The 21,009-nt window shown below is 69.2% G+C and carries 22 protein-coding genes; 20 read left to right on the top strand and 2 right to left on the bottom strand.

The genetic code is table 11. The annotated features are described in order from the left end of the window. Positions 1-2: 2 nt before the first annotated feature. The 6 genes from ptsP (at position 3) to HNQ61_RS06670 (ending at position 6,587) form a co-directional block, all read left to right on the top strand. Positions 3-1,790 (top strand): phosphoenolpyruvate--protein phosphotransferase, encoded by a 1,788-nt coding sequence (gene ptsP, locus HNQ61_RS06695; protein WP_170036132.1) that lies wholly within the window; start codon positions 3-5, stop codon positions 1,788-1,790. Positions 1,791-1,851: 61 nt separating this feature from the next. Next, a complete protein-coding gene (metK, locus tag HNQ61_RS06690; RefSeq protein ID WP_170036134.1) occupies positions 1,852-3,021 on the top strand; it encodes a methionine adenosyltransferase in 1,170 nt (389 codons plus the stop codon). Between the two features lie 568 nt (positions 3,022-3,589). Then, a complete protein-coding gene (locus HNQ61_RS06685; protein ID WP_170036136.1) occupies positions 3,590-4,117 on the top strand; it encodes a bifunctional nuclease family protein in 528 nt (175 codons plus the stop codon). Continuing rightward, the gene (locus tag HNQ61_RS06680; protein ID WP_170036011.1) at positions 4,114-5,184 is read left to right on the top strand and encodes a carboxypeptidase-like regulatory domain-containing protein; all 1,071 of its coding nucleotides are present in this window, start codon (positions 4,114-4,116) and stop codon (positions 5,182-5,184) included. The genes HNQ61_RS06685 and HNQ61_RS06680 overlap by 4 nt, the downstream gene beginning before the upstream one ends. Positions 5,185-5,197: 13 nt before the next feature. Continuing rightward, positions 5,198-5,986, top strand: coding sequence for a DNA repair protein RecO (recO, locus tag HNQ61_RS06675; RefSeq protein WP_170036138.1), 789 nt, complete (start codon positions 5,198-5,200; stop codon positions 5,984-5,986). 106 nt (positions 5,987-6,092) lie between these two features. Next, positions 6,093-6,587, top strand: a complete 495-nt coding sequence (locus HNQ61_RS06670; RefSeq protein WP_183685557.1) for a hypothetical protein — start codon at positions 6,093-6,095, stop codon at positions 6,585-6,587. 410 nt (positions 6,588-6,997) lie between these two features. On the opposite strand, the gene HNQ61_RS06665 is transcribed toward HNQ61_RS06670, so the two are convergent. Both HNQ61_RS06665 and HNQ61_RS06660 read right to left on the bottom strand, forming a co-directional pair. Then, entirely contained in the window at positions 6,998-7,351 is a 354-nt protein-coding gene (locus tag HNQ61_RS06665) for a zinc ribbon domain-containing protein (protein ID WP_170036142.1), read from the bottom strand. Between the two features lies 1 nt (position 7,352). Then, positions 7,353-7,805: a PTS sugar transporter subunit IIA gene (locus HNQ61_RS06660; RefSeq protein ID WP_170036144.1), complete on the bottom strand. Its 453-nt coding sequence runs from the start codon at positions 7,803-7,805 to the stop codon at positions 7,353-7,355. A 365-nt stretch (positions 7,806-8,170) separates the two neighbouring features. Here HNQ61_RS06660 and mutS point away from each other — a divergent pair, with 365 nt between their 5' ends. The 14 genes from mutS (at position 8,171) to HNQ61_RS06590 (ending at position 20,911) form a co-directional block, all read left to right on the top strand. Beyond that, complete coding sequence (gene mutS, locus HNQ61_RS06655) at positions 8,171-10,750, top strand: DNA mismatch repair protein MutS (protein ID WP_170036146.1); 2,580 nt, start codon at positions 8,171-8,173, stop codon at positions 10,748-10,750. A gap of 16 nt (positions 10,751-10,766) precedes the next feature. Continuing rightward, the gene (locus HNQ61_RS06650; RefSeq protein WP_170036148.1) at positions 10,767-11,213 is read left to right on the top strand and encodes a VOC family protein; all 447 of its coding nucleotides are present in this window, start codon (positions 10,767-10,769) and stop codon (positions 11,211-11,213) included. A 3-nt stretch (positions 11,214-11,216) separates the two neighbouring features. Then, on the top strand, positions 11,217-11,504 hold the full coding sequence (locus HNQ61_RS06645; RefSeq protein WP_170036150.1) for a hypothetical protein: 288 nt from the start codon (positions 11,217-11,219) through the stop codon (positions 11,502-11,504). A 67-nt stretch (positions 11,505-11,571) separates the two neighbouring features. Beyond that, positions 11,572-12,147, top strand: a complete 576-nt coding sequence (locus tag HNQ61_RS06640) for a DinB family protein (RefSeq protein ID WP_170036152.1) — start codon at positions 11,572-11,574, stop codon at positions 12,145-12,147. Between the two features lie 51 nt (positions 12,148-12,198). Next, the gene (locus HNQ61_RS06635; protein WP_170036154.1) at positions 12,199-12,684 is read left to right on the top strand and encodes an NUDIX hydrolase; all 486 of its coding nucleotides are present in this window, start codon (positions 12,199-12,201) and stop codon (positions 12,682-12,684) included. Positions 12,685-12,755: 71 nt separating this feature from the next. Then, entirely contained in the window at positions 12,756-13,370 is a 615-nt protein-coding gene (locus HNQ61_RS06630; RefSeq protein WP_221239664.1) for a hypothetical protein, read from the top strand. Between the two features lie 149 nt (positions 13,371-13,519). Further along, on the top strand, positions 13,520-15,736 hold the full coding sequence (locus tag HNQ61_RS06625) for an acylase (protein ID WP_170036158.1): 2,217 nt from the start codon (positions 13,520-13,522) through the stop codon (positions 15,734-15,736). Between the two features lie 131 nt (positions 15,737-15,867). After that, complete coding sequence (locus tag HNQ61_RS06620) at positions 15,868-16,497, top strand: hypothetical protein (protein ID WP_170036160.1); 630 nt, start codon at positions 15,868-15,870, stop codon at positions 16,495-16,497. Positions 16,498-16,530: 33 nt separating this feature from the next. Then, positions 16,531-16,917, top strand: coding sequence for a hypothetical protein (locus tag HNQ61_RS06615; RefSeq protein WP_170036162.1), 387 nt, complete (start codon positions 16,531-16,533; stop codon positions 16,915-16,917). Positions 16,918-17,114: 197 nt separating this feature from the next. Next, entirely contained in the window at positions 17,115-17,513 is a 399-nt protein-coding gene (locus HNQ61_RS06610) for a hypothetical protein (RefSeq protein ID WP_170036164.1), read from the top strand. A 144-nt stretch (positions 17,514-17,657) separates the two neighbouring features. After that, on the top strand, positions 17,658-18,341 hold the full coding sequence (locus tag HNQ61_RS06605) for a hypothetical protein (RefSeq protein ID WP_184430711.1): 684 nt from the start codon (positions 17,658-17,660) through the stop codon (positions 18,339-18,341). Positions 18,342-18,497: 156 nt separating this feature from the next. After that, positions 18,498-18,797 carry a hypothetical protein gene (locus HNQ61_RS06600; RefSeq protein ID WP_170036168.1) on the top strand — a complete coding sequence of 100 codons (300 nt, stop codon included), beginning with the start codon at positions 18,498-18,500 and terminating at the stop codon, positions 18,795-18,797. A 288-nt stretch (positions 18,798-19,085) separates the two neighbouring features. Beyond that, the gene (locus HNQ61_RS06595; protein WP_170036170.1) at positions 19,086-19,490 is read left to right on the top strand and encodes an energy transducer TonB; all 405 of its coding nucleotides are present in this window, start codon (positions 19,086-19,088) and stop codon (positions 19,488-19,490) included. Then, positions 19,490-20,911 (top strand): pyridoxal-phosphate dependent enzyme, encoded by a 1,422-nt coding sequence (locus HNQ61_RS06590; RefSeq protein ID WP_170036172.1) that lies wholly within the window; start codon positions 19,490-19,492, stop codon positions 20,909-20,911. Before HNQ61_RS06595 ends, HNQ61_RS06590 begins: the two co-directional genes overlap by 1 nt. Positions 20,912-21,009 lie beyond the last annotated feature (98 nt).

Genomic DNA, 21,009 nt, shown 5'->3' with positions numbered 1-21,009 from the left:
CGGTGAGCTCCCTTCGCGAAGGCATCCCGGCCGCGCCGGGAATCGTGATCGGCCCCGCGCGCGTCCTCCGCTGGGAGGTGCCGCGCGTTCCGCATGGCGCCACCGTGCCCGCCGAACAGGCGGACGCGGAGATCGCGCGCTTTCGCGAAGCGCTGGTATACGCCAGCGACCGCATCAAGGCGCTCATGGTGCGCACCGCCGAAGCCATCGGCGAGGTGGAGGCGCGCATCTTTGAGCCGCAGGTGCTGATGCTGGAGGACGCCGACCTCATCGACGGCACCATCCGCACCATCCGCGAAAACCTGCTCACCGCCGAGCGCGCCTTCGAGTGGCGGGTGCTGGAGTGGGAGTCGGCGCTGTCGCACAGCTCGCACCCCATGGTCCTGGACCGTCTGGCGGACCTGGCGGACGTGCAGACGCGAGTCCTCCGCCGCCTTATGGGGATGCCGGACCCGGACCTGGCCGCGCGCGTGGGCGACGGGGAAAAGTTCATTCTCGTGGCGCGCGAGCTGACGCCTTCCGTCACCGTGCAGCTGGATCCGCGGACGGTGATGGGGATCGCCACGGACCTGGGGACAAGGACGTCGCACAGCGCCATCCTGGCCCGCTCGCTGGAGATCCCCTGCGTCGTTTCCGTCGGCAACCTGTCGGAAACGGTGCGCGACGGGGACGAGCTGATCCTGGACGGGCGGACGGGGCGCGTCGTCGTGGGCGCGTCGGAGGAGGACCGCGAGGCGTACCGCCAGCGCGACTACCTGATCCGCGAGTGGGAGCAGGAACTCGTCCTTCTGGCCCACCTTCCCGCGGTGACGCGCGACGGGGTGCGCATGGCGCTGCGCTCCAACATCGACCTTCCCGGCGAAAGCGACAACGCGCGCATCCAGGGCGCGGAGGGCGTGGGGCTGTACCGCACGGAGTTCCTGGTGGTGGGGCGCGCCACGGCGCCGAACGAGGAAGAGCAGTTCCGCGCCTACAAGCGGGTGACGGAGTCCTTTCCCGGCCAGCCCGTCGTCATTCGCACCTTTGACCTGGGCGGCGACAAGTTCCCCGCGTTCCTGCACATCGGGCGCGAGGAGAACCCGTTTCTGGGATGGCGCGCCATCCGCGTCTGCCTGGACGAGCCGGCCATCTTCCGCACGCAGCTGCGGGCGCTGATCCGCGCCATGCCGTTCGGCGATCTGCGCATCATGCTGCCGCTGGTGAACGAGATCAGCGAGGTGACGCGCACCCGCGCGCTGATCGGCGAGGCCATCGAGGAGCTGCGGGCCGAGGGGCAGCCCGTTCCCGACGCGTACAAGCTGGGCGCGATGGTGGAAACGCCGGCCGCCGCGCTGATCGCGCCGGAACTGGCGCGCCACGTGGATTTCTTTTCCATCGGCACCAACGACCTGGTGCAGTACACGCTGGCGGTGGACCGCGGCAACTCGCGCCTGGCCTCGCGCTACAACCCGTTCCACCCCGCCGTCGTCCGTCTCCTTGCGGCCATCTGCAAGGCGGGGAACGAGGCGGGAATCGAGGTCAGCGTGTGCGGCGAGGTGGCGGCTACGCCTCTGGGCGCGTTTCTGCTCATCGGGATGCGTGCGTCGTCGCTCTCCGTGGGACCGCCCGCGCTGGCGGAGATCAAGAAGGTCATCCGCTCCGTCACCTACGACGACGCGGCGGCCGGAGTGGCCGAGGCGCTGGCCGCGCACTCGCCCGAGGAGGTGGTGAGCGTGCTGACTGCCCGGCTGAGCCGCGTGCTGGACCTGGGGAAGTTTTCTGCCTCGCTGGGATTGTCGCGGGTGGATTGACGCCCTACGTTCCGTTTCTGTTCCCGCCGTTCCGCATCGCACCCAACCCGCGCGACACAACGTGACACGCCGCCGCTACTTCACCTCGGAGTCCGTGACCGAGGGACACCCCGACAAGATCGCCGACCAGATCAGCGACGCGGTCCTGGACGCCATTCTTGCCGCGGACCCCACGGGCCGCGTGGCCTGCGAAACGCTGGTGACCACCGGTGTGGCCGTGGTCGCGGGCGAGATCAGCACCAGCACCTACGTCGACATCCCGGCCATCGTGCGCGGGACGCTGATGGGGATCGGGTACACCGACGCGCGCTTCGGCATCGACGGCAAGACGTGCGCGGTGATGACCACCATCGACCAGCAGTCGCCGGACATCGCCATGGGCGTGAACACCGGCGGCGCGGGCGACCAGGGGATGATGTTCGGCTATGCGGCGCGGGAGAACGACGAGCTGATGCCGCTCCCCATCCTCCTGTCGCACCGCGTGGCGCGGCGCTTGGCGGAGGAGCGCAAGTCCGGGCGGCTGCCCTGGCTGCGGCCGGACGGCAAGAGCCAGGTGACGGTGGAGTACGACGGCGACGGGCGGCCGGTGCGCATCGACACCGTCGTGGTGAGCACGCAGCACGACGAGGACGTGACGCAGGAGCAGATCGTGGACGCGGTGCGGCGGCAGGTGATTGCCCCGTGCATGCCGGAAGCGCTGTTCGATCCGGACAACTGCACCATCCACGTGAACCCCACGGGGCGCTTCGTGATCGGCGGGCCGCACGGTGACGCGGGGCTTACGGGGCGCAAGATCATCGTGGATACGTACGGCGGCATGGGCCGCCACGGCGGCGGCGCCTTCAGCGGCAAGGATCCCACGAAGGTGGACCGGTCGGCGGCGTACGCGGCGCGGTGGGCGGCCAAGAACGTGGTGGCTTCCGGCGTGGCGGAGCGGTGCGAGATCCAGCTTGCGTACGCCATCGGCGTGGCGGAGCCGGTGAGCATCCGGGTGGACACGTTCGGCACGGGGCAGGCGGACGAGGCGGAGATCGAGCGCGCCATCGGCGAGGTGTTCGACTTCCGGCCGCTGTCCATCATCGAAGCGCTGAACCTGCGCACTCCCATCTACAAGCCGACCGCGGCGTACGGCCACTTCGGCCGCACCAGCGAGGCGGGCGAGAACGGCGTGACGCTCTTCCCGTGGGAGCGCCTGGACCGCGTGGATGCGCTGCGCGCGATTCTGAAGTAGCGGAGGAGGGTGGGGGGCGGGGCGGTCTCTCTGGCTCTACGGCGGCCCCCACCGGGCTCGTACTACTCGCCCACCTCCCCCAAAAAAGACTGGGGGAGGTTGATGGCGGGCGGATGGTCCGGTGCGGGAGGCGCACTCTCGCTCCTGCCCGGAATCCGTTGAGCGAATGAATCCGCCGCTCAAACAGCGGGAACCCCCGACTCGTGGCCGCTGACGCGTCCACGATCGGGGCTTCACCTGCATCGTGAGACGCGGAATGTGCCGTATTCGCCAGCCGCGCTGAGGTCTCCCCCTCTCCCGCTTGCGGGAGAGGGGGCCGGGGGTGAGGGCTGCCCGCGGCGGCTCCAAACCATCCGGAGCACACCGGACTGCCGTTCTCCCCTCTCCGCGCTTCTGCTTCGGCCGGGAGGGGAGCGGGGAGGGGCCGGGGGAGGGCCCTCCCGGCCGCCCGACGACCGTCCGTTCCCCGGCGCGAACCCCCGCTGCGCGGAACCGGACGCGATCCTTGCGGTACCCTGTGCACCGCCGGGCGCCAGCAGCCCCGGCCAGCACGCACCCGCAAGCACGCATGATCAAGGTCCGCGTCCAGAGCCTGGGGCTCGACCAGAACACCAAGTCGCCCGTGGTGATCCTGCAGGAGGAGGGCGGCAGCCGCGTCCTTCCCATCTGGATCGGCCCGGCCGAAGCCAGCGCCATCGCCATGCAGCTGGCGGGAATGAAGTTTCCCCGGCCGCTCACGCACGACCTGTTTCCGCTGCTCATCCGCGGGCTGGGCGGCACGCTGACCCGCGTGCTCATCACCCGCGTAAAGGACAACACCTACTTCGCCGAACTGGTCATTCAGCGCGGCGACGAGGTGTTCACGGTGGATGCACGGCCCTCGGATTCCATCGCCATCGCGCTGCGGAGCCAGGCACAGCTGTTCACCACCGACGACCTGCTCACCGACGCCGACATCATTTCCGCCGCGGATGATGCGGTCGTGCTGGGCGAAGACGCTCCGGCCGAGGGTCCGCAGCCGGGGCTGAACCCCGAGCAGCTCAAGGACTATCTCAGCAAGCTCGATCCAGAAGACCTGGGACGTTTCAACCCGTGATTCCGCTTCGTACCTCTGAGCGGGCGGTGCGCCACACGGCGCGCCGCCCGTTGCCGCTCCTGTTCGCCGGGCTGTTCCCGGCGCTCGCCTTCGCCGTTGCCCTGGACGCGCAGGCGCCCGCTCCGGCGCCATCCGCCGGACCGGCCGCGTCCGCGCCGGCCGCCCCCGCGCTGCGCTCCGTCACCGGGCGCGTGGTGCGCGACGGCCGCGGCGTGCCCGGCGCGTCGGTGGAGCTGCACCGCGTGGCCAGCGACACCTCCGGCCGCGTGGGCGCCACCGCCAGCGGCGCGGACGGCGTGTTCACCTTCCGCCTTCCGCCCGCCGATCCCAACGCCAAGTTCTCCGTCTTCTTCGCCACGGCGATGGTGGACGGGGTGCGCTACTTCGGCCCGGCGCTGCACCCCAGCGATCCGGGCGCGAAGTATGAGATCGCCGCGTTCGACACCACCTCCGCCGCCGCCGCGGTGGATTCGCTCACGGTGGGCCGGCGCGACGTCATCCTCATTCCCGGCACCCGCGGCGCGTGGGACGTGGCCGAGGTGGTGCACGTGGAAAACCCGCTGCGCCGCACCGTCGTGGGCCCGGGGGGCAAGCCGGTGTTCGGCGTGCGCATCCCCGCCGGCGCCACGGACTTCCAGACGGAGCGCCCGCTGGCCGGCTCCGGCCCCGGCGGGGACGACCTGATGCTGGTGGGCGACCGCGTGGTGGCCGCCGTGCCCATCACCCCCGGCGGGCGCGACATGCTGTTCCGCTACCGCCTTCCCGCGGGGAGCGATCCGCTGTCCCTCCCCCTGACGCACCGCACCGACACGCTGACGCTGTACGTGCGGCAGCCCGCCCCCGGCGTGTCCGTGGCGGGATTGGCGAAGGCGGACACCTTCAGCGCGGAAGGCGACACCTACCTGCGCTACACGGGCACGGCGCTGCGGCCGGACGCGCGCGTCACCGTGCAGTGGCGCGCGCCGGGGATGGGGATTGATCCGCGGCTGCTGGCCGGGGTGCTGGCGGGGCTGCTGCTGCTGGCCGGGGCGTGGTTCGCGCTGCGCCGCCGTCCGGCCACGGCCTGACCGGGAGCGCGGCGTGCCCCTGGTAAGCACGCGCGCGCTGGTGCTGCAGTCGTTTCCGTACAGCGAAACCAGCAAGATCCTGCGCCTGTACACGTGGGAGCACGGGCTGCTGTCGGTGATGGCCAAGGGCGCGCTCCGTCCGCGCAGCCGCTACGGCGGGGTGCTGGAGCCGTTCACCGAAGGACAGGCGGCCTTCTACCTGAAGCCCGGCCGCGACCTGCACACGCTGAGCGGGTTTGACCTGGTGCGCAGCCGGCAGGCGCTGGGCCGCTCCCTGGTGGGCTTCGCCGGTGCCTCGCTGCTGGCGGAAATGGTGCTGCGCGTGGGCGCGGAAGAGGCGCAGCCCGCGCTGTACGCCGCGCTGGCCGGCGCGTGGGACCGCATCGCCGAGGCACCCACGACGGCGGAGGCGCTGGCGGCCTCGCTCGCGGGCGCGTGGACGCTGATCGGGCTGATGGGCTTTGCGCCGCAACTGGAAGAATGCGTGGTGTGCGGCGTGGAAGTGGAGCCGGGCGATCCGGTGCGCTTCGACGCCGTGGCGGGCGGGGTGGCGTGCACGCGCTGCCGGCCCGCGGGGCGCATGCTGGAGCCGGAAAGCCGCTCGGAGTTGCGCGTGCTGCTGGCGGGAGAGGTGCCCGCGGGCGGGGTGGGGCGGCCGGGCACGCACCGCGCGCTGCTGCGGGCGTTTCTGGACGCGCAGCTGGCGCACGACAAGCCGTTCCGCGCGCTGGAGCTGTTTCTGGACCACGCGGGTGCAGCCCGGCCCGCGCCGGCGTCCCCCGCGGATGTGGACGTCGCTTGACCCCGGGCTTGCGTACCGGGTATGTTCAGCCGTACTCGCCATCCCCGGCAGGACCGTTCCAGGAGGGAGCAGACCACGCGACAATCTGGTGAACAGTGAGGTGCTGATGCTTCGTGCACCACCTGTTCTGCTCCTCCTGCTGCTGCTGTTCGGCTCGCTCCCCGCTCCCCCGGCGCGGGCGCAGAGCGGCACACAGGCCGCCCCGCAGGCCAAGGGCTTTCGTCTGGAGCAGAACTATCCCAATCCCGCCAACCCGGACACATATATCCCGTTCGTCCTGGAGGATGCGATGTTCGCGGACGGAGGCACCCGGGTGGTCTCCATGCGGATCGTAAACATGTTTGGTCAGCTGGTCGCGACGCCCCGTGCCGTGGGGCATCCTCGCGGCCGCAACGTACCGGTGCTCAATCTCCGCTATACCGAGCCCGGGCAGAAGGTGGCGTACTGGGACGGCAGGGACACGAATGGCAATCCCGTTGCGACGGGGGTGTACGTGTGCATGCTGCAGGTGGACAACCGCACGGTGTACGACCGCGTGATGGTGACCGCCCCGCCCAAGCGCCGCTCCCGCTTCTGGCCATTTGGCCGCCGCGGGAACTAAAGCCGGTCTGACCTCGCGGTCGGGCCGGCTTTGTGTTGGGGGATGGTGGTCGACTCCGCATCGATGTTCATGGGACGATGCGGGGCGGGGGATATTGGTTTCCGGTCTCGCCGGGGTGGGCCCTCACCCCGCGTGCTGCGCACGACGACCCTCTCCCACAAACGGACGTGGGAGAGGGAGCACACCCCAGATCGGCGCGTGACCCTAACGCAGTTGAAGCCCCGAACCGGATGCGCCAGCAGCCGGTGTCGGGAGTTCCCGCTGTTTGAGCGGCGGATTCATTCGCTCTCGTGGGAAAGGGTGGGCGAGTAGTACGAGCCCGGGTGGGGGCCGCCGTGAGATCCCCAAACGGAGCGAGGCCCCTCCGCGGTGGAGGGGCCTCGCCCGGTTCACGCCTGTCCGAAAACGGATCAGTCGATCAGGTACAGAAAGCGTCCGCAGTTCTGGCAGGAGCGGATTTCCTCGTTGCGGTCCGCATCGCTGGCCAGCGCCGTGGGCACCTGCACGAAGCACCCGTAGCACGTGCCCCGGATCACCGGAACCACCACGCGGGGATGCTTGGTCCCCACGCGCCGGTAGCGGTTCAGCACCTGCGGCGGCAGCGACTCCTCCATCTCCACGATCTTGGCGTCCAGCGTCGTGATCGCGTCGTCCACGCTCAGCCCGAACACCGACTCCTGAACCTCGCGCTCCGCCTGCTCCAGTTCGCGGCGCTGCGTCTTGAGGTCCTGGATCTCCAGCAGGGTTTCAAGTTGGGGATGCATGTCAGGCAGCCTTTTCCTCGAGCAGCGCCAGGAACTCCTTGGGCGTCTGCACCTGCGCCAGCCGTCCCGCCACGTCCGGCTCCTTGACGAACCCGGCGATCTTGCCCAGCACCGGCAGGTACTGGTTGGACACCTCCAGCGGCGGCGCCACGATCAGAAAGAAGTACTGAACGGGGCTGTCGTCGATGGCCTTGAAGTCCACGCCCTCGGTCTTGCGGCCGAACGCCACGCGAAGCCGGTTCACCACCAGCGAGCGGCAGTGCGGAATGGCGATCCCCTTGCCGATGCCGGTGGAGCCAAGGTTCTCCCGGCGCTTGAGCATCTTGAAGAGAATGCCCTGCGACTTTTCATCCAGCCCCAGAAGGCCGATCAGCTCCTTGAGGATTTCGTCCTTGCCGGAGCCCTGCAGATCCAGTTTGATCGCGTCTTCAGTGAAGAACTCGCGAAGTTCCATATGTTTAATCCCGTTGGCCTGAAACTCACCATTCGTGATGCCGTGTCCACTCGGACCCGGCAATGTACACCGGCCCCTGTACCCTGTCAAAACAAGCACTTAGGGACCTTCACCGCCCGGCGCCGCCAGTACGCTCCGCACGGCCACCCCCGGGAATTCACGTTTCGTACCCCCGGAACCCTTCCCGTCTCCGGCCGGGGGTGCGCCGCCGTTCTCACTCTGTTCACCTCTGCCGAAACTGTGCGGCCGGTGGCGCAAACCATCCCGTTGCCGGGCACCTGTCCACCGGGTACATTTCGCGCCGTTCTGGCGATGACCCCAAAGCCGCGCCCGCGGCCCGCTTCCGCCCCCGGCACCCCTCAGGAATGGCGTCCGAAGACACCCCGCTGATGCAGCAGTGGCGCGAGGTAAAGGCGCGCCACCCGGACGCGCTCGTGTTCTTTCGCGTCGGCGACTTCTACGAGCTCTTCAACGAAGACGCCGTCGAGGGCTCGCGCCTGCTGGACCTTACGCTCACCTCGCGCAACAACGGCGGCAGCAAGGCCCCGCTGGCGGGAATCCCCGCGCACGCGCTGGAAAACTACCTGCGCAAGCTGGTGGGTTTCGGCAAGCGCGTGGCCATCTGCGACCAGGTGGAGGACCCCGCGCTGGCCAAGGGGCTCGTGCGCCGCGCGGTCACGGAGATGGTGACGCCGGGCGCGGTGTTCAGCGACGCGCTGCTGGAGTCGCGCCGCAACAACTACCTGGCCGCCATCGCCGGCGACGCGGCGGGCGAAAGCGAAGTGGGCCTCGCCCTCGCCGACCTCACCACGGGCGAACTCACCGTGCGACGCGTCCCGTGGGAGGAGCTGACGGACGTGCTGGGCGCATGGCAGCCCGCGGAAGTCCTTCTCCCCCGCACGTGGGAGCTGTTTCCGCTCCCCGGCGCGGGCACGGCGACGCTCACCTATCGCGGCGACTGGCTCTTTGACCCGCGCGGCGCGGCGGAGGAGCTGTGCCGCCACTTTCGCGTCGCCAACCTGGCGGGATACGGGTTCGAGACGGGCGACCAGTGGCTGGCCGCGGCGTGCGGCGCCCTCGTGGGCTACCTGGCGGAGGTGCAGCCGGCCGGCTTCGCGGGGCTGCGGCCGCCCACCGTGGAGCGCGCCGGCGGGGCGATGGTGCTGGACGAGATGACGCGCCGCAACCTGGAGCTGGTGGAGACGCTGCGCGGCGCGGGGACGGACGGCACGCTGCTCAAGGTGCTGGACGAGGCGTGCACGCCCATGGGCGGGCGTCTGCTGCGCCGCTGGCTTCTGGCGCCGCTGCTGAAGCCGGACCACATCGCCGCCCGGCTGGACGCGGTGGACGAGTTCTTTCAGGGCGACGGCATGCGGCGCGCCGTGCGCGACGCGCTGGGCGGCGTGCGCGACCTGGAGCGGCTGGCCATCAAGGTAGGCGCGGGGCGGGCCACGCCGCGCGAGATGCTGGCGCTGGCCACCTCGCTGGACCGCCTGCCGCTGCTGATCGACGCGCTGGGAAACGCGAAGTCGTCGCTGCTCTCCATCCTGCGCGACGGGCTGGAGCCGCTGGACGACGTGCGGGAGGCCATCGAGCGCGCCGTCGATCCGGAAACGCCGGTGTCCATCGCGGACGGTGGCGTCATCCGGCAGGGGCACAACGCGGACCTGGATGAACTGCGCTCCATCCGCGACGGCGCGGTGGACTGGATCGCGCGGCTTCAGGCCACCGAGCGCGAGGCGACGGGCATCACCACGCTCAAAATCGGCTTCAACCGCGTCTTCGGATACTATTTCGAGGTCACGCGCCTGCAGGCAGACCGCGTTCCGGCGCACTACCATCGCAAGCAGACGCTGGCCAACGCCGAGCGCTACTACACGCCGGAACTCAAGGAGTGGGAAGAAAAGGTTCTGGGCGCGGAGGAGCGCATCGGGTCGCTGGAGCAGCGGCTGTTCGCGGAACTGCGCGAGGCGGCCGCGCGCGAGGTGCCGCGCATCCAGCGGGTGGCGGATCACGTGGCGGTGGTGGACGTGCTGGCCGGGCTGGCGGAGGTGGCGTGCATCCGCGACTTCGTCCGTCCCGTGGTGGACGGCGGGTTCGCGCTGGAAATCCGCGGCGGGCGGCACCCCGTGGTGGAGACGATGATGCCGCGGGAGGAGTTCATCCCCAACGACGTCAAGCTGGACGAGGACGCGCGGGTGATGATCCTTACCGGCCCGAACATGGCGGGTAAGAGCACGGTGCTGCGGCAGGTGGGATTGATTGCGCTGCTGGCGCAGGTGGGCTCGTTTGTCCCGGCGCGGGCGGCGCACGTGGGGGTCGTCGATCGCATCTTCACCCGCGTGGGCGCGTCGGACAACCTGGTGCGCGGGCAGTCCACCTTCATGGTGGAGATGAACGAAACGGCGGCCATTCTGCACGGCGCCACGCCGCGATCACTCGTTCTGCTGGATGAGATCGGCCGCGGGACGAGTACGTGGGACGGGCTGTCCGTCGCGACGGCGACGACGGAGCACCTGCACGATCAGGTGGGCGCCAAGACGATCTTCGCCACGCACTACCACGAGCTTACGCGCCTTTCCGACACGCTGGACGGGGTGACCAACTTCAGCGTGGCGGTGCGCGAGGTGGGCGAGGACATCGTCTTTCTGCGCCGGCTCGTCCCCGGCGGCGCGGACCGCAGCTACGGTGTGGAGGTCGCGCGGCTGGCGGGAATGCCGGAGACCGTCGTGGCGCGGGCGCGCCAGATTCTGCAGGAACTGGAGGAGCAGTCCGCGGCGGCGGCGGGGAACGCGCCGGATCCCGCGCAGCAGCTTGGGCTCTTCGATGGCGGCGGCCTGCCGCACCCGGCGGTGGACCGCCTGCGCCAGGTGAATCCCGACGCGCTGACGCCCATCCAGGCGCTGGTGCTGCTGGCGGATCTGGTGAAGGCCGCGAGGAACTGACATCCCCGGATCCGCCATGCCTGTATCGCCCGTTCCGGCCGGGTATCATACCGTCACGCCCTATCTGATCGTCGCCGGCGTGCCCGCGCTGTTCGCGTATCTGGCGGAGGCGTTCGGCGCGCGGGAGGTGCGGCGGACGGCGGCGCCCGGCGGCGGCGTGCTGAACATCGAGGCGCGCATCGGCGACTCCATGGTGATGCTGGTGGAGGCGCGCTCGGCGCACGACGCGCGGCCGGCGTCGCTCTACGTGTACGTGCCCGATGTGGATGTGGTGCATGCACGCGCGGTGGCGGCTGGCGGCACGTCGCTGATGGAGCCGGAGGACATGTTCTACGGCGAGCGCAGCGCCGGGGTCGCCGATCCCGCGGGCAACCACTGGTGGATCAGCGCCCGCACCGAAGACCTGTCCAGCGACGAACTCGCCGCCCGCGCCGCGGCGCACCAGGCCGAATCCTCTGCGTAGCACATGCTTGCACCACTCGAACGCCTCGGCTCGCTTCCGGTGATCGCATGGACGATCATCGACGCGCGTTCCCGGCACACGGGCAACACGCGGCACATCGTGCGGGGCGGCCTTGCGGGACCCGCGGCGGCGCTCGCCATCTGCCGCAACGGGGATGACGGCTTCCATCTGTTCTCGTGCGATGAACAGTGGCAGACCGTATCGGACACGTGGCACGAAACCGTGGACGATGCCGAGGCGCAGGCCGAGTTCGAGTACGAGGGCGTTTCGGCCACCTGGATCACGGTCTGAAGCTGCCCCGCCGCTCGTCATTTTCCCTGCCGGTGCGCTGCCCCACCTTTCGCGGATAAGGAATGCGATGCAATCGGGAACATCGTCCGAGCGATCCGGGCTGGCGAAGCGCTTTGGGGAGGTGGAGCGCGAGGTGGCGGACTTCTTTTCGTCGCTGCGCGATGACGAGTTCGTGCATCGCGTGAATGATGCGTGGACGCCGGCGGAGCATCTTCATCACCTGAACATCGGCGTGAGCGCGGTGGCCAAGGCGCTCGGCTACCCCAAGCTGCTGCCGCGCGTCTTGTTCGGCCGCGCTCGAGGGCCGTCGCGGACGTTCGAGGCCGTGCGGGATACGTATCGCGGACTGCTGGCGGGCGGCGGCGGGGCGACGGGCGCGTACGTTCCGCCGCGCGACGACCCCGCGGCCGCGCAGGTGCCTGCGCACAGGGAGGCGCTGCTGGCGCGCTGGGGCCGCGTGAACGCGCGCCTGGTCGCGGCGGCGGAGTCGTGGACGGATGCGCACCTGGACCGCATCCGCCTGCCGCACCCGATTCTGGGCAAGCTTACCGTCCGCGAAATGCTCTTCTTTACGCTCTACCACAACACGCACCACGTCGCCGCCGCCAAGCGCCGGCTGGACCGCTTCCGCTCCGAAACCTGATCGCGGTGCGGATCTGGACCGATTCGCGAATCCGCTCGCCCGGCTCCTGAGATGGCGCGCGCTCCGTTCCAGGTGCTCGTCTTTGCGTACACGTGGGTTGATGACGAGCCGCGCTACGCGGTTCTGCGCCGCGCTGATCTCGGCGTGTGGCAGGCGATCGCCGGTGGTGGGGAAGGGGAGGAGACGCCGGAGCAGGCGGCCCGCCGCGAGGCGTTCGAGGAGGCCGGCGTTCCGGCGGATGCCGATCTGCTCCCGCTGAAGTCCATCGGCCAGATCCCGGTCGATCACTTCCGCGATCGCGCGCACTGGCCGCCGGATCTGACGACGATCCCGGAATACAGCTTCGCGGTCGCCGCAGACCCCGCGCTGATCCGCCTCTCCGCCGAGCACGACGTGATCGCGTGGCTTTGTTTCGATGACGCGATCGCGCGGCTGGAGTGGGACAGCAATCGCGCCGCGCTCGCCGAACTGCACGGCCGGGTTTTCGGCACCTCTCTGCAAGAGGCTGGGCTGGAAACCACGAATCGCGACGAGTGATCCATTTGACCATCTCATCAACTACCGATTCGTCTACGATCATGGCGACTGGTCCTGCCGGCAGCATCTTGATGAAGGCCATTGAGATTGGCGCAGATCTCCTCGAGCCCGCGATGGACGCTGCGATCCGTCTGGACTATCTAAAGGACCTCCCGGGATTCGGGCTTGTCATCAAGGTGGCTCAAGCAAGTAGATCAGTCAGTGACTTCATCTTGCTTGCGAAAATGGAAGGTTTTGCTGAGGGCATGGGAGAAGTTGATCGAGCGGAGCTGGCGGCGTTTGCTGCGAAGATTGACGCCGAGCCAGAATTCGGAAAGCGCATCGGTAAGCTGCTTCTTGGATCTCTCCACGCCTTTAACGATTTCGAGAAAACTCCGATTCTTGGGAAGATCTATCGCAGCTTCGTTCTGGGGGAGATTGGATTTGATACGGTGCGAAGACTTTCGAACGCTGTGAATCTCGCGGTGGTTGACGACCTCACGGCACTGTACTCCGCCCATCCTGATTCTAAGGTGATGACAGAGGAAGCTCGCGCCGACTTCGTGACATCCCTGCACGCCCTCCGTATCACTGGTCTCGCTTCGCTTGAAGACACTGCGTTCGCGTTTGTCGGAAGGAACTCTTATATCGGGACTGCCGTGGCACCCCTCGGTACGGAGTTCATTCGTATCATGCAATCGAAATAGCAGGGAAGGGATCAAGTGTCGTATCAATCTGAAACCCGCAGAGCCTTGCGGATCGGGCGCGGGCGGGGAAGGTTGGGCGGCACGCCGGGGCGCATCGACGCCGCGGGCGGCCGAACTCTTTGCAGAGCATCTCCATGATCCGCAGCCGGATGAACGTTCGATCCGCGGGCGCGCTCGCGCTCCTGGCACTCGCCTCCTGCGCGCCCGCGCCGGCCCCCATCGCCGCGCCCACGCAGGCCCCCGCCGACACGCGCAACGAACTTTCGCGCTGGCAGGCGCGCGCGCAGAGCATCAGCATCACGCGCGACGACTGGGGAATCGCCCACATCCGCGGCCGGACCGACGCCGACGCGGTGTTCGGAATGATCTACGCGCAGGCGGAAGACGACTTCAACCGCGTGGAAACCAACTACCTGAACTCGCTCGGGCGGCTGGCGGAGGCGGAGGGCGAATCGGCCCTCTGGTCGGACCTGCGGATGAAGCTGTTCATCAACCCCGACACCCTGCGCGCGCAGTACGCCGCCAGCCCCGCCTGGCTGCAGGCGCTGATGAACGGCTGGGCCGATGGACTGAACTACTATCTGCACACCCATCCGGAGGTCGCGCCGCGCGTCATCCGCCGCTTCGAACCGTGGATGACGCTCTCGTTCAGCGAGGGGAGCATCGGCGGCGACATCGAGCGCGTGTCGCTGCAGCAGCTGGAGGCCTTTTACGGCCGCAGGCAGGGCGGGCCCGTCGCGCTGGCCGTCGACCACTCGTTCCGCGAGCCGGGCGGATCCAACGGCATCGCCATCGCCCCGTCCAACACCACGGCCCGCCACGCGCTGCTGCTCATCAACCCGCACACGTCGTTCTTCTTTCGCTCCGAGCAGCAGGTGGCGAGCGACGAGGGGCTGAACGCGTACGGCGCCGCGACCTGGGGACAGTTCTTCATCTACCAGGGCTTCAACGAGCGCGCGGGGTGGATGCACACCTCCAGCGGCGTGGACAACGTCGACGAGTTCCTGGAGACCGTCGTGGAGCGCGGCGGGCGGCACTTCTACCGCTACGGCGGCGAGGAGCGCCCGGTCACCACCTCCACCATCACCGTACCGTATCGCGCCACGGATGGATCGATGGCGCAGCGCACGTTCACCGTCCATCGCACGCACCACGGCCCCATCGTGCGCGAGGCGGACGGGAAGTGGGTGGCCATCGCGCTGATGCACAAGCCGGTGGAGGCGCTCAGCCAGTCGTTTCTGCGCACCAAGGCGCGCGACTACGCCTCGTTCCGCCGCATCGCCGAGGAGCTGAAGGCCAACTCCAGCAACAACACCATCTTTGCGGACGCGGAGGGCAACATCGCCTACATGCATCCGCACTTCATTCCCCGGCGCGACGACCGGTTCGACTTCACGCGCCCGGTGGACGGCAGCGATCCCGCCACGGACTGGAAGGGGCTGCACACGCTGGACGAGGCGCCGCAGCTGCTGAACCCGCCCACGGGGTGGATTCAGAACACCAACAACTGGCCGTACTCCGCGGCCGGAGAGCACAGCCCGCGGCGGGAATCGTATCCCCGCTACATGGACGTGGCGGGCGAAAATCCGCGCGGCATTCACGCCATGATGCTGCTGCGCGACCGGCGCGACTTCTCCATCCCCTCGCTGATCGGCGCCGCGTACGATCCGTACCTGCCCGCCTTCGCGCAGCTGATTCCGCCGCTGGTGGCGGCATACGATCAGACTCCCGCGTCCGATCCGCTCAAATCCCGTCTGGCGGAGCAGATCGCGGTGCTGCGCGCGTGGGACTACAAGTGGGGCGTGAACTCCGTCGCCACGTCGCTGGCCGTGTTCTGGGGCGAGGAGCTGTGGGGCCGCACGGGCGCCGACGCGCGCCGCGCGGGGATGAACATGTACGACTACATGGCCACACGTGCGCCGGCCGCCCAGAGGCTGGAGGCGCTGGCCGCCGCGTCTGCCCGGCTCCAGGCCGACTTCGGCACCTGGCGCACGCCGTGGGGCGAAATCAACCGCTTCCAGCGGCTGACGGGTGCCATCGTGCAGCCGTTTTCCGACACGGGCGCCAGCATTCCGGTCGGCTTCACCTCGTCGCAGTGGGGATCGCTGGCCTCGTTCGGCGCGCGGCGCTATCCCGGCACCAGGCGGTACTACGGCACCAGCGGCAACAGCTTCGTGGCCGCGGTGGAGTTCGGCGACAGCGTGCGCGCGCGCGCGGTGACGGCCGGCGGCGAAAGCGGCGATCCGCGCTCGAGCCACTTCAACGACCAGGCGGAGCGCTACAGCACCGGCAATCTGCGCGAGGTCTACTTCTATCCCTCGCAGCTTCGCGGGCACACCGAGCGCGAGTATCACCCCGGCGGCTGAGGCTCGCCCGCCCGCTGGCGGCGGATGACCCGTCCGCCCTTGATGAAACCGGCGATCCGGCGCGAAACTTCTGTCGCGCCGGATCGTTGTTCATCGGCCGGAAACCGCTTCTCGTCCCCAGGCCGATTTCGATGTTCGATCAGGTGCGATCGTGGCTGTTCAGGACCGTGATGGTCTCGTTCGGGCTTGTCGCTGCGGGATGGGCCGCGCACCGGCTGGGCGTGCTGCCCGCGGGCTGGGCGGCGCTCCTGAAGCCGCTGGTGGTGCTCACCGCGGCCAGCGTGAGCATCAGCGACGCGATGGGCCTCACCCGCCAGATGCTGCGTACGCAGCGGCTGCGCTGGTCCAAGCGCGTCGCCATCACCGGCGGCGTGGCGTTCGTCGCCATCCGCATCGGCATTATGCTGTACGCCGGGCTTGAGAACATTCTTCCCCCGACCGCGGTTCTCCTTTTGATTCCGGTGGCGGGCGCCGCGCTGCTGGTGGATGCGTGGGAGGGGTGGCGGTTCCGCTCGCTTCCGCGGCTGGGCGTGTGGGGCGCGGCGAGCGTGGGTGCCGGCCTTCTGCTGTTGATGGGCTCGGGGCTGGGCGGCGCGTGGATGCTGCACATGGTCATCGCCGGGCTGATCGCAGTCTTGGGCGGCGGGCTCGCGGGCAGCTTCTCGCTCCGGCAGATCGAGCGGGCGGAAGCGATCGCGCTCGCTTCGCCGTCCGTCGCTCTGGACGGCCTGACCTCCATCGCGTCTCGCGTGCACCGGTGACACGACGCACTCCATTCCGGAAGAAGACCCGCGATGCCCTGGCTCATCGGTCTCCTTGCCGCCTTTTCGGCCGGCGCCGCCTTCGCGTATCACCGATGGCGGTTCAAGGGCGTCGCGTGCTTCGCCGCGGCGGCGGTCGCGGTGGACCTCATCCAGGGCACCGTCATCTGGATGATTCCGCACGAGGAACTGTGGAACTACCGGCCCTGGGACTGGCCCTGCCACGCCACGGTGGTGAGCGTTCCCCTCCTGGTCCTGGCCGTCGCGTTGTTTGTCGCGCTGTACGCCACCCGGGATCTGGTGGTGACGCTTGCGGGAAGGATGGTGGTGGCGGGAATGGTGAGCGCCCTGCTCGCCTTTCCGCTGGTCTTCGTGATGCTCTGGTGGGGCGTCAGCGTCCTGAGCTGCGACACGTTGTGACGAACGCGCCCGGGCGCCGTGTGAACCGCGATGACGAGAACCTCCTGAAGTGGACTTCTCCTTGTCGCATGATGACCAGCGGGGCTCGCGCGGACGCTTGATGCGGGGCTCGCGAGCCGCCAATTTCTCGAGCAGCCGGCCTGGACGGAGCCGCGGCGGCGCGCCGGATTACGATCTACCACTCCTGAGAGAGCGAGATGCCGGAAACGTTTGAGGAACGGTACGCCGATCTGCTGCAGAACATCGAGGCGGCCATCGTCCACGTGCACAGGAGCGACCCCGAACTGCTGGACTACGACGTGGACGCGGCGCTGGAAGCGCTGGTGTCCGGCTATGCCGCGGAGAAGCTGGGCCGCGCGCCGAAGCCGCTGGCGCTGGCCGGGCGCCGGCTCGCGGTGTACGAAGCAGTACGACACGTGTGCGAGTGGCGGCTGGGCCGCGAGCCCTTCACCGCGGGTGAACCGGCGCTTGGCGATCCCGTTTCGGTGGATGACGTGCTCGCCTGCTGCAAGCGGGTGCGCAAGTCAGCCGAGCGCTGGACGAAGCAGCGGGGGCGGCAGGGGTATCTGACCTTTGTGGCGCAGTTCCTCCCCTGATCTGCCCGCCGGTCCGCGGCACGGAGTTCCGTGACCGGTCCGCGAGCCGTGCCGGTGGATGGAGAATCTTTCGTTGCGCAGGCGACGCCGCGGGGCGTACCAGAACCCGCCTGCGATGTTGTTGATCGACTGGAGATGAAGAGGATGGCGGGAGATACGGGAACGACGGGCTCGTGCGCGTATTGCGGGCGGGAATCCGGGCGCGGGGGGATGTCGCGCCACCTTGCGGCGTGCGAGAAGCGCCGCGCGGCCGTGGCCGCTGCCGACGCGCAGCCCGGCAAGCGGGTGCCCATCGTTCACCTCCTGGTGCAGGACGCATGGGAGGGATTGTACTGGCTGCATCTGGAGATGGACGGAACCGCCCCGCTCGCGGAACTGGACGACTATCTTCGCGTGATCTGGCTGGAATGCTGCGAGCATCTCAGCGAGTTCAGCGTGGGCCGGCGAATGGGGCGCCCGGTGGGGATGAGCCGAACGGCGGCGCAGGTATTCGTGCCCGGCGCCGTGCTGACCCATACCTACGACTTCGGTACCTCGTCCACTACGTCGGTGCGCGTGGTGTCCGTTCGGCAGGGGCGTCCCACAACCCGCTGGCCAATCGCGCTCATGGCCCGCAACGCCCCGCTCGCGGCTACCTGCCAGGAGTGCGGGTCCCCCGCTGGGTACCTGTGCACGGAGTGCCTGTACGACGATGACGCCTCGGGGGAGCTGTGCGAGGCGCACGCCAAGTCGCATCCGCACGATGAGTACGGCGATCCCATGCCGATCGCGAACTCGCCGCGCACGGGAATGTGCGGCTATTCCGGCCCGGCTGATCCTCCGTACTGATCCTCGCGTCCGCTGTATTCACGCCTCCTGGTTCGTCGGTACGGGTCAGCGGTCCGCGCTTGTGGATCCCGCACCGCGGGAGAGGCAGGCGATCGCCGCATCGCCGCGCCGTCCCGCCTCAGCGGCATCTGCCCTCCGTCCTCCGCCGTCCCTCCCATGCGTCTCAAACGCCGCTGGCTGGCGATTCCGCTGATCGTGCCCGCGCTTCCGCTGCTGTGGGAAGGGTACTTTCTCGCGGGCGCCGCCCTCAGCCCGTTCTCCTGGCGGGAGCGCGACTGGAATGATGACGGCCACACGTCCTATGACGAATTCCGGTACGGCATCGACCTTGGCAAGCAGCCCGCGGAGTGCGCGCCGGGGCCGCCCGGGACCGAGTACTTCATGCTGAAAGACGGGCTGCCGTACAAGGTGGACTGCGCCCGCGTGTGGTCAGGGTCGCCGGACCCGCGCTGGTGAGAGGGAATTGCGCCGTTCCGAGCGGATGGTTCCGATCCCCCGCCGCGCGGTGTTACATTTCGGGAGAAGATGGCGGGATAGGGTTCGGTGCGGGTGCGCCCGCCGAGGCTCGCGGCTCGATTCCGCCAGACGGTGCCAAGGATTGTCGAGGTTGCGCATCCCGGCGGGCGGGGCCATGTTCCGCGCAGTGACAAAAGCGCCCGCGGACGTGTTCGCGCGGTGCTTCGCGGGCGTTGCGCGGACATCCGCACCGGCGCGCCCGTGCATCCGGCCCCCGCATCCGTGCCCATGATCCGCCCGCCCGCAGCCCTGCTGGCCCTTGCCGCCGCGCTTGCCGCGTGCGACCGAGCCCCGGCGGTGGAAACGCAGCCCCGGCAGCTGGTTCCGCCCCCGTTCGAGTACCCGGAGGAACTCTGGGACGCGGGGGTGGAGGGAAAGACGGTGCTGCGCATTCGCGTGGACACCGCCGGACGCGTGGACTCCGTGCGCGTGGCCACCGCCAGCGGGCACAAGGGCTTCGATTCCTCGGCCGTGGCGGGAACCGCGAAGCTGCGCTTTGCCCCCGCCACGCGCGACGGCAGGCCCGTCGCCCGCTGGGTGCTGCTCCCCGTCTTCTTCGACATCAACCCCGACTCGGCCGCGGCCGCCCGGGACACCGCGCGCCCCGCCGCGCAGGACACCGCAGGAACCTGATGAGCGACTCCGTTCTGGACATTGCCTTTGGCCGGCCCCGCCACGAGCGCCCGTACCACGACGTGCTGGGCACCGTGGGGTGGACGCCGCTGATCCGGCTGAACCGCACCGCCGCGGGCATCCGCACCCCGATCTACGGCAAGGCCGAGTTCATGAACCCCGGCGGCAGCGTCAAGGACCGCATCGGGCCGGCCATCATCGAGGCCGCCGAGCGCGAGGGGCGCCTGCTTCCCGGCGGCACCGTGGTGGAAGGCACCAGCGGCAACACCGGCGTGGGGCTGGCGCTGGCGGCGGCCATCAAGGGCTACCGCTGCGTCTTCACCATCCCCGACAAGATGAGCCAGGAGAAGGTGCGCCTGCTCAAGGCGTTCGGGGCCGAGGTCATCGTCACCCCCACGGCCGTGGCGCCGGACCATCCCGACAACTACGTCATGATGGCCAAGCGCATCGCCGAGGAAACGCCCAACGCCATCCTGGCCAACCAGTTCTACAACCAGGCCAACCCCGAGGCGCACTACCGCACCACGGGGCCGGAGATCTGGGAGCAGACCGAAGGGCGCGTCACGCACTTCGTGAGCGCGGCGGGCACCGGCGGCACCATCACCGGCGTGGGCCGCTACCTCAAGGAAAAGAACCCGGACGTCCGCATCATCGGCGGCGACCCGGTGGGCTCCATCATCGCGGGGTACTGGAAGACGGGCGTGAAGCCCGAGGGCGCGCCGTACAAGGTGGAGGGGATCGGCCAGGACAAGATTCCCGGCACCCTCGACATGTCCGTCGTGGACGAGTGGCGCTCGGTGGAGGACCGCGATTCCATGACCATGGCCCGCCGCCTCACCCGCGAAGAGGGGCTGTTCGTGGGCGGATCGGCGGGGCTGATCGCGCACGTGGCGCTGCAGGTGGCGCGGGAGATCGACGACCCCGACGCGCTGGTCGTCTTTCTTCTGTGCGACACCGGCGAGCGCTACCTGACCAAGGTGTTCAACGACGAGTGGATGCGCGAGAACCGGCTGCTGGAGCCGGCCCGCGTGCGCGCCGCCGACATGGTGACGGGCAAGGGCGACGGCGCCCCGCGCGAGCTCGTGTCCGTGTCTCCCGAAACGCCCGTTCGCCAGGCGCTGGGGCTGATTACGCACCACGACGTGTCGCAGCTTCCCGTGCTGGCCGAGGGCGACTGCGTGGGCCACCTGGCCGAGGCCAGCGTGATGGCCCGCGTGCTGGAAGACATGACGCTGCTGGACAAGTCGGTGCAGCACCTGATGGAGCCGCCCCTGCCCGTGGTGGACAGCCACGTGGACCTGCCCGGCGTGACGCGGCTGCTGTCGCGGCAGAACCCGGCGGTGCTGGTGCGCCGCGGCGGCCGGCTGGAGGGGATCATCACCCGCCACGACGTTCTGCGCTACCTTACGGACGGACGCTGATGCGAAAAACCGGCCGGTCTGCTACCCCGCGGACCGGCCGGTTTGCGTTCGCCGCGTCCGGGGGGCGGATGCGCGCAAACGCTTGGCGCATCGGGGTT

The sequence above is a fragment of the Longimicrobium terrae genome, assembly GCF_014202995.1.
Classification (GTDB): Bacteria; Gemmatimonadota; Gemmatimonadetes; order Longimicrobiales; family Longimicrobiaceae; genus Longimicrobium; species Longimicrobium terrae.
This window is presented reverse-complemented; position numbering and strand designations above follow the sequence as displayed.

What these genes read in the sequence shown, in the direction of transcription:
- HNQ61_RS06685 (WP_170036136.1), top strand. Translation starts at nt 3,590, where the DNA reads ATGATCAAGGTCCGCGTCCAGAGCCTGGGGCTCGACCAGAACACCAAG.
- HNQ61_RS06670 (WP_183685557.1), top strand. Translation starts at nt 6,093, where the DNA reads ATGCTTCGTGCACCACCTGTTCTGCTCCTCCTGCTGCTGCTGTTCGGC.
- HNQ61_RS06665 (WP_170036142.1), bottom strand. Translation starts at nt 7,351, where the DNA reads ATGCATCCCCAACTTGAAACCCTGCTGGAGATCCAGGACCTCAAGACG.
- HNQ61_RS06660 (WP_170036144.1), bottom strand. Translation starts at nt 7,805, where the DNA reads ATGGAACTTCGCGAGTTCTTCACTGAAGACGCGATCAAACTGGATCTG.
- mutS (WP_170036146.1), top strand. Translation starts at nt 8,171, where the DNA reads ATGGCGTCCGAAGACACCCCGCTGATGCAGCAGTGGCGCGAGGTAAAG.
- HNQ61_RS06650 (WP_170036148.1), top strand. Translation starts at nt 10,767, where the DNA reads ATGCCTGTATCGCCCGTTCCGGCCGGGTATCATACCGTCACGCCCTAT.
- HNQ61_RS06645 (WP_170036150.1), top strand. Translation starts at nt 11,217, where the DNA reads ATGCTTGCACCACTCGAACGCCTCGGCTCGCTTCCGGTGATCGCATGG.
- HNQ61_RS06640 (WP_170036152.1), top strand. Translation starts at nt 11,572, where the DNA reads ATGCAATCGGGAACATCGTCCGAGCGATCCGGGCTGGCGAAGCGCTTT.
- HNQ61_RS06635 (WP_170036154.1), top strand. Translation starts at nt 12,199, where the DNA reads ATGGCGCGCGCTCCGTTCCAGGTGCTCGTCTTTGCGTACACGTGGGTT.
- HNQ61_RS06630 (WP_221239664.1), top strand. Translation starts at nt 12,756, where the DNA reads ATGAAGGCCATTGAGATTGGCGCAGATCTCCTCGAGCCCGCGATGGAC.
- HNQ61_RS06625 (WP_170036158.1), top strand. Translation starts at nt 13,520, where the DNA reads ATGAACGTTCGATCCGCGGGCGCGCTCGCGCTCCTGGCACTCGCCTCC.
- HNQ61_RS06620 (WP_170036160.1), top strand. Translation starts at nt 15,868, where the DNA reads ATGTTCGATCAGGTGCGATCGTGGCTGTTCAGGACCGTGATGGTCTCG.
- HNQ61_RS06615 (WP_170036162.1), top strand. Translation starts at nt 16,531, where the DNA reads ATGCCCTGGCTCATCGGTCTCCTTGCCGCCTTTTCGGCCGGCGCCGCC.
- HNQ61_RS06610 (WP_170036164.1), top strand. Translation starts at nt 17,115, where the DNA reads ATGCCGGAAACGTTTGAGGAACGGTACGCCGATCTGCTGCAGAACATC.
- HNQ61_RS06605 (WP_184430711.1), top strand. Translation starts at nt 17,658, where the DNA reads ATGGCGGGAGATACGGGAACGACGGGCTCGTGCGCGTATTGCGGGCGG.
- HNQ61_RS06600 (WP_170036168.1), top strand. Translation starts at nt 18,498, where the DNA reads ATGCGTCTCAAACGCCGCTGGCTGGCGATTCCGCTGATCGTGCCCGCG.
- HNQ61_RS06595 (WP_170036170.1), top strand. Translation starts at nt 19,086, where the DNA reads ATGATCCGCCCGCCCGCAGCCCTGCTGGCCCTTGCCGCCGCGCTTGCC.
- HNQ61_RS06590 (WP_170036172.1), top strand. Translation starts at nt 19,490, where the DNA reads ATGAGCGACTCCGTTCTGGACATTGCCTTTGGCCGGCCCCGCCACGAG.